Origin of the sequence: Herbiconiux sp., assembly GCF_023264855.1 — a bacterium.
Taxonomy (GTDB): Bacteria; Actinomycetota; Actinomycetes; order Actinomycetales; family Microbacteriaceae; genus Herbiconiux.
Window position 1 is genome coordinate 1 of record NZ_JAHFUW010000091.1, and the last position, 6,357, is coordinate 6,357.

7 protein-coding genes are annotated in these 6,357 nt (G+C 68.8%); 3 read left to right on the forward strand and 4 right to left on the reverse strand.

The window, feature by feature from the left end; genetic code table 11:
* The coding region (locus tag Q0D75_RS20810; protein WP_291057771.1) for a DUF6328 family protein at window positions 1–445 on the forward strand (445 nt) is incomplete at its 5' end.
* Here Q0D75_RS20810 and Q0D75_RS20815 read toward each other — a convergent pair.
* Window positions 438–1,085: a TetR/AcrR family transcriptional regulator gene (locus tag Q0D75_RS20815; protein ID WP_291057773.1), complete on the reverse strand. Its 648-nt coding sequence runs from the start codon at window positions 1,083–1,085 to the stop codon at window positions 438–440. The genes Q0D75_RS20810 and Q0D75_RS20815 overlap by 8 nt on opposite strands.
* Window positions 1,086–1,187: 102 nt before the next feature.
* On the opposite strand from Q0D75_RS20815, the gene Q0D75_RS20820 reads away from it, so the two are divergent.
* Window positions 1,188–1,763, forward strand: a complete 576-nt coding sequence (locus Q0D75_RS20820) for an NAD(P)H-dependent oxidoreductase (RefSeq protein ID WP_291057775.1) — start codon at window positions 1,188–1,190, stop codon at window positions 1,761–1,763.
* A gap of 87 nt (window positions 1,764–1,850) precedes the next feature.
* Here Q0D75_RS20820 and trxA read toward each other — a convergent pair whose 3' ends face one another.
* From trxA to Q0D75_RS20835, 3 genes are all read right to left on the reverse strand, one after another.
* Window positions 1,851–2,276 (reverse strand): thioredoxin, encoded by a 426-nt coding sequence (gene trxA, locus Q0D75_RS20825; protein WP_291057777.1) that lies wholly within the window; start codon window positions 2,274–2,276, stop codon window positions 1,851–1,853.
* A 67-nt stretch (window positions 2,277–2,343) separates the two neighbouring features.
* Window positions 2,344–4,191 carry an amino acid transporter gene (locus tag Q0D75_RS20830; protein ID WP_291057782.1) on the reverse strand — a complete coding sequence of 616 codons (1,848 nt, stop codon included), beginning with the start codon at window positions 4,189–4,191 and terminating at the stop codon, window positions 2,344–2,346.
* Window positions 4,192–4,462: 271 nt separating this feature from the next.
* The gene (locus Q0D75_RS20835) at window positions 4,463–5,305 is read right to left on the reverse strand and encodes an exodeoxyribonuclease III (RefSeq protein WP_291057779.1); all 843 of its coding nucleotides are present in this window, start codon (window positions 5,303–5,305) and stop codon (window positions 4,463–4,465) included.
* Between the two features lie 37 nt (window positions 5,306–5,342).
* Here Q0D75_RS20835 and Q0D75_RS20840 point away from each other — a divergent pair.
* On the forward strand, window positions 5,343–6,357 hold a 1,015-nt coding region (locus Q0D75_RS20840; RefSeq protein WP_291057781.1), incomplete at its 3' end, for a YihY/virulence factor BrkB family protein.

Consider the following 6,357-nt stretch of genomic DNA (forward strand, 5'->3'; position numbering starts at 1 on the left):
CGAGACCGAGAACGAGCGCCTCGACCGCAACTGGAACGAGCTGCTGCAGGAGCTGCGGGTGATCCAGACCGGGACGCAGATCCTCACCGGGTTCCTGCTCGCGGCGGTGTTCCAGTCGCGCTTCGACCAGCTCGACGACTACCAGCACACGGTGTACCTCTGCCTCGTGGTGGCGTCGATCCTCACGACGGTCTTCGGGCTGGCGCCGGTGAGTCTGCACCGGGCGCTCTTCCGCAAGCGGGCCAAGGCCCAGATCGTGCGCGTGACCGACACCATCCTGGCCGCCACGATGGTGGGCGTGGCGCTCACGCTCGCCGGTACGGCCCTGCTGATCTTCGACTTCGTGCTCGGCCGCACGGGCGGGATCGTGGTGGGGGCGCTGATCCTCGTGGCCGTCGTGGTGCTGTGGGTGGCGCTGCCGAGGGTGGTGCGACGGGTCAGCTGAGCAGTCGCCTCACCAGGTCTTCCCAGCCGTCGGCGAACCGCGCGATGCGGAACCCGGGGGATGCGGCCGGGGATCCGGAGGCGCCGGCGCGCCCCGAGCCGAACCCCGGCGGCATCAGCAGGATGCCTTCGAGCACCGAGAGCAGGTTGAAGGCCAGAACGGGCAGATCGCCGGTGGCGCCGGCCTCGCGCAGCAGCGTGACGAGATGCAGCTCGACCACCTTGCGGGCCGGCACCTCGAAGTGGCTCTCGGTGGGCACCTCGGCCGCTCGCAGCAGCGCACCCTGCTGCCAGAGCGTGTCGATCCGCGCGCGCCCGAACGCGACCAGCCGTTCGAGCGGCGGGGCACCCGGGCCGAGCGGGGGCGGTCCGCTGAGGAATCGGCCCTGGAAGTCGCGCTCCACGTCGTCGAGCAGCGTCTGGCAGAGCCCTGCCCGGGAGCCGAATCGGCGGAAGACGGTGCCCTTGCCCACGCCGGCCTCGGTGGCAAGGCGGTCCATCGTGAGGCCCTCGACGCCGTCGAGGTCGATGATCCGCCGCGCGGTCGCGATCAGTTTCGCCCGGTTGCGGGCCGCATCCGAGCGCTCGGCCGGCTGGGGACCGATCGTGGGGTGGAGGGGCAGAGCCTCCCGCGGATCCATGCGTGGACTGTAGCACGGGAATAAACGGACCACAGTCCGGTTGAATGAGCTGAACACTGCTTCCACCGGGCTTCCGGTGGGCCACCCGTACACAGGAGAATCATGACCGAGAAGACCGTGCTCGTGCTCGTCGGCAGCCTTCGCGCCGCCTCGACCAACCGCCAGCTAGCCGAAGCCGCCGTGGCGCTCGCGCCCACCGGCACCACGTTCGAGCTGTTCGAGGGCCACCACACCCTGCCCCTCTACAACGAAGACGTCGACGTCGAGGGCCAGCTGCCCGAGAGCGTCGTGGCCTACCGTCAGGCGATCGCCGACGCCGACGCCGTTCTGGTGGTCACCCCCGAGCACAACGGCACCATCCCGGCCAACCTCAAGAACGCCATCGACTGGTCGTCGCGCCCCTACGGCTCCAGCTCGATCTCCGGCAAGCCGGTCGCGGTGATCGGCACCGCCTTCGCGCAGTTCGGCGGCGTCTGGGCTCAGGACGAGGCCCGCAAGTCGTTCGGCATCGCCGGCGCCCGCGTGATCGACGCCACCACCCTCGCGGTGCCGAACTCGGTCGTGCGCTTCGCCGAGACGCACCCGAAGGACGACGCCGAGATCGTCGAGCAGCTCTCCGCGTTCATCACCGAGTTCCTCGGCAAGCTCGAGGCCGAAGAAGAGTCCGAAGCCGCCTGATCGGTTCAGAATCGACGAAATAACGAGGACCGACACCGTATAGGGCGTCGGTCCTCGTTATTTCTGCAGTTTCGAACCGATCGGGGATCAGACGGCGTCGGGCGACGGCGCCGAGGCGTCGGAGGCACCCACGGCGGCCTCGCCGGACTGCTGCTTCGCCACGGCGTCGGCGTAGTCCTTCTTCACGGTCTCCATGTCGAGGGCGCGCACCTGGGCGATGATGTCGTCGAGCACCGTGCCCGGGAGGGCTCCGGGCTGCGCGAAGATCGGGATGCCGTCGCGGTAGCCGACGAGCGTCGGGATCGACGTGATGCCGTACGACGCGGCGAGCTGCTGCTGATCTTCGGTGTCGACCTTGGCGAACGTGATGTCGTCGTTCGCGTCGGACGCCTTCTCGAACACGGGGGCGAACTGCTTGCACGGTCCGCACCAGTCCGCCCAGAAGTCGATCAGCACGATGCCGTCGGCGACGGTCTCGTCGTGGTTGTCAAGGGTGAGAGTCTTCGTGGCCATGCACACCATTAACGCCACAGATGCCCAGAGATTCCCAGTGCACCGCAGCTGCGCCGCACGGCACGGCTCAGCTGACGTGCACCTCGGGCCGGTGCGTGCGGTCGCGTTCGGCCCGCCGCAGCACCTCTCGGGTGACCGGGGCGACCTCGCCGGTGCCGGTGACCAGGAACTTGAACATGTTCGAGATGGGGCTGCCCTCGGTCCACTCGAAGTAGATGTTCGGCACCACACCCGTGAGATCGCGGATCTCCAGCAGGGTGGCCGCGATGGTGTTCGGGATGTTGCCGCTGGTGACCTTGAGTACCCGGAACCCGTGCAGCACCTCGCCGCGCACCAGGAGGTCTTCTTCGAAGTCGGAGGAGTCGGAGGGGTACACCTCGAGGAAGATCACGGGTGAACGCTGCGGGATGCCGCTGTCGCGCCGCTCTTCGCGGATCTTCTGCCGGTACTCCTCGGCCGAGCCGTCGTCGGGCTCGTTGGCGATGATGCGGATCGAGTCGTACTCCTCCGCGTCGGTGAGCACGAAGTCGATCGCGTTCGCATCCAGCGACACCGAGGTGGCGCGCAACTGGAACGAACGCTGCACGCGCGACACGATTGACACCACGATGATCGCGATGATGAACAGCGCGGCGATCCGCACGCCGTCGGGCCGCTCGAAGATGTTCGCCACGGTCGTGTAGAGGAAAACGACCGCGATCACGGCGAAGCCGATGGTGGCCGCACGCTGCTTCTTGCGCAGGGCCGACAGCGTGACGGCGACGGATGCCGAGGTGATGAGCACCAGCACGCCGGTGGCGTAGGCGCCGGCCTGCGCATCCACGTTCGCCCGGAAGACGAGGGTGATGAGTACGGCGATGCCCGTGAAGACGAGCACGAGCGGCCGCACGGCCCCGGCCCAGTGCGGTGCCATGCCGTAGCGCGGCAGGTACCGCGGCACGAGATTGAGCAGCCCGGCCAGGGCGGAGGCGCCCGCGAACCAGAGGATGGCGATGGTGGCGACGTCGTAGGCCGTGCCGAAGCCGTCGCCCAGGAACTGGTGGGCCAGGTACGCCAGAGCGCGCCCGTTGGCCGGGCCGCCGGCCTCGAAGTCCTTCTGCGGGATGAGCAGGGTGGTGACGATGCTCGAGCTGATGAGGAAGGTGGACATGATGATCGCCGACACCGTGAGCAGCCGCTTGGCCCCCTTGATGCGCCCGAGCGGCTTGGCAGGGGTGTCGGCCACGCCGGGAGTGCCGCCCGCGCCGCGCTTGGTGCGCCCGCTGCTGATCTGCGGCATCACGGCCACGCCGGTCTCGAATCCGGAGAGGCCGAGCGCGAGCTTGGGGAACGCGATCAGCGCGATACCGACCATCACGAGCGGGTTGCCGTGCTCGGCGGTGAGTGCCTTCCACCAGTCGTCGACCACCACCGTGTTCTCGAAGACGTGCCCGATCGAGACGATCACCACGATCGCGTTCAGCACGAGGAACACCGCCACCAGCACCACGGCGATGTTGATCGCCTCTTTGAATCCGCGCAGGAACACCACCGACAGCCCCGCGATCAGCACCAGCGTGATGATCACCTGCTGCCCCTCGAACCAGTCGGGGGCGAAGGGGTTCTCGATGGCGTGCGCCGTGGCATCCGCCGCCGACAGCGTGATGGTGATCATGAAGTCGGTCGCCGCGAAGCCGAGCAGCACCAGCACCACGAGCTTGCCGCCCCACCAGGGCAGCAGTCGCTCGAGCATGGCGATCGAACCCTCGCCGCGGAAGCTCTCGCGCGCCACCCGGCGGTACACCGGCAACGCGCCGAACAGCGTGAGCAGCACGAGCACCACCGTGGCGAACGGCGACAGCAGCCCGGCCGCGAGCGCGGCGATGGCCGGCTGGTAGCCCAGGGTCGAGAAGTAGTCGACGCCGGTGAGGCACATCACCCGCCACCACGAGTGCGTCTTCTCGGTTTTCACGGCGCCGGGCCCCGGATGCCGGCCCGTGCGATCGACCAGCCCATCCGTCAGCCAGACCCGCAGCCGTGACCGCGCGTCGGGCCCGTGAGGCGCGGGTTCGCCCGGGGTGAGCGGCGAGCCGGCGCCGACGGTGGGTGAGGACATGCGTCAATCTATACACGCATCCGGAGGCGTCGAGGTGACGCCGACGAGTCTGTGCAGAACGCGCCGCTGAAGAGCCTCCTGTGGAGAAGTCTCAGCCGAAGATCATCGGGCGGTCGTCGTCGTCCTCATCGGCCGCGTCGTCGAGGTCGACGACCACCGGGACGTGATCCGACGGCGCATCGCCCTTGCGCTCGTTGCGGTCGATCCGTGCTGCCGAGACCCGCTCGGCGAAGGCCTGCGAGCCCATCACGAAGTCGATCCGCATGCCCTCGTTGCGCGGGAAGCGCAGCTGCTTGTAGTCCCAGTAGGTGTAGCCATCGGGCACCAGCGGGCGCACGACATCCTGCAGCCCGATCGCCTCGAACGCCCGGAAGGCGGCGCGCTCGGGCTCGGAGACGTGCGTGGAGCCCTCGAAGGCGGCCCGATCCCACACATCGGTGTCGAGCGGGGCCACGTTCCAGTCGCCCATCAGAGCGAGCGGCTGATCCGGATGCGAGGCGAGCCAGCTTTCGGTCTGCGCGGCGAGTTCTTTCAGCCAGGTCAGCTTGTAGGCGTAGTGCGGGTTGTCGAGCTCGCGGCCGTTGGGCACGTAGAGGCTCCAGAGGCGAACGCCCTCCACGGTGACGCCCAGCGCGCGGGCCTCCAGCGGCAGCGATCCGTCATCCAGCGCCTTGCCGAAGCCGGGCATGCCGGTGAAGGTGTTCTCGACCTCGTGCATGGGTAGCCGGCTCGCGAAGGCCACGCCGTTCCACTGGTTGAGGCCGTGCAGCACCACTTCGTAGCCCGCCTCGTGGAAGGCCTCGTAGGGGAACTGCGACTCCTTGCACTTGATCTCCTGCATGCCGAGCACGTCGACGTCTTCACGCACCAGCCAGTCGGCGACGCGCCCCACTCGGGCTCGGATGGAGTTCACGTTCCAGGTGGCAACACGCATGCCTCCACGGTACCGGGCGCGTCGGTAGGCTGTGGCCATGGACCGAGGGCCGCGCGACGATGCCCGGGACCGGATCGGCGACCGCCTGGGCGACCGAATGGGCGATCGGATCGGCGACCGCCTGGGCGACCGCTTCGACGAGCCGCTCGCGAGGATCACCACTCTCACGCAGAACACCCTCGCGCTCTTCCCGAGCCGGGTGTGGCGGCGGTTCCTGGCCGGCAACGGATTCCTGCTCTCGTCCGGCATGAGCTATCAGGCCCTGTTCGCCGTGTTCGCCTCGGTGTACATCGTGTTCGCGGTGGCCGGGATCTGGCTGGTCGGCTCGCCCGAGACGATGGACGCGATGGTGCAGGTGATCAACACCTACGTGCCCGGCCTGATCGGCACGAGCGGTGTCATCCACCCCGACGACCTGCAACGGATCGCCCAATCGAGCACCTCCCTGCTGGGGGTGACGGGCGTCGCGGCGCTCGCGGTGCTCGTCTGGACGGCGATCGGCTGGATCACCTACTCCCGGATGGCCGTTCGCGCGATCTTCGGGATGCCCAAGGATCGCCGCTCGTACGTGCTGCTGAAGGCGCGCGACTTCGTGGTGGCGCTCGTGCTGGGGGTCGCGCTGTTCGTGGCGGCCGCGCTCAGCGTGGCCAGCACCGCGGCGCTGAACTGGCTGTTCGACCTCTTTCCCGAGACGCTGCGCGGGCTGTCGACCACGCTCGTCGTTGTGGTGGGGCTCGCCGCGGTGTACCTGATCGACACGATCGCGCTGCTGGTGCTGTTACGCTTTCTCGAGGGCGCCCGGCTCACCGTGCGGCGGATGGCCGCCGGGGCGCTGATCGGCGGCGGCGGGCTGCTCGGGCTGCAGCTGCTCGGCAGTGGCCTGCTGGGCGGGGCGTCGCGCAACCCCCTGCTGTCGACGTTCGTGGTGTTCATCGCGCTGCTGCTGTGGTTCCGGCTGACGAGTGTGGTGACGCTGGTGGCGGCGTCGTGGATCGCGGTGGCCGCCGAAGACCGCCAGGAGGCTCTTTACGAGCCGACCGCCGCCGAGCGCG